We start from the raw sequence: 599 nt of genomic DNA on the forward strand, positions 1-599 counted from the left end.
CAGGATGTGGCGCAATTGACGACCGGCCAAATCCGGGGGCTGTCGACGCTGCAGTTGAGCTACCTCAGCAGTGACCAGTTGGCGGCCTTGAGCAGTGCGGGCACCAATGCGCTGAGCACCAGTGCGATCCAGAACATGGGCAGCGCGGGGATTGCGGCGCTGAGCAGCGCCCAGGTGCGGGCCTTGACGCCAGCGCAATTGGGGGCCTTGAGCAGCGCGCAGGTGGCGCAGCTGCACAGCGATGCCTTTGCGGCGCTGAGCACGGCGCAGGTGGGGGCCTTGAGCAGCGCCGGGGTGCTGGGCCTGACCACGGCCCAGCTGGCGACCTTGAGCACCGCCAACGTCACGGGCTTGAGCACCGTGCAGCTGCGCGCCTTGAGCAGTGCGCAAATCGCGGCCTTGGAGCCGGCGGACTTCAATGTGTTGGGCACGGGGCAGCTGGCGGGGCTGGGCAGCAACCAGGCCTTGGGCTTGACCACCAGCCAGTTGGCGACGCTGGAGTCGGGCAGCATTGCGCGCTTGAGCACCGCCTTTATCAAGGCGTTGGGCACGGGGGCGATTGCCTCCTTGGGCACGGCGCAGATTGTGGGGCTGAGCAG

General features: G+C 67.8%; 1 pseudogene. It reads left to right on the forward strand.

From position 1 onward, the window contains the following. Positions 1-599: pseudogene (locus ACFO6X_RS15845) on the forward strand (heme utilization protein); the annotation flags it as partial.

It is taken from the genome of Giesbergeria sinuosa (assembly GCF_042652905.1).
Taxonomy (GTDB): Bacteria; Pseudomonadota; Gammaproteobacteria; order Burkholderiales; family Burkholderiaceae_C; genus Simplicispira; species Simplicispira sinuosa.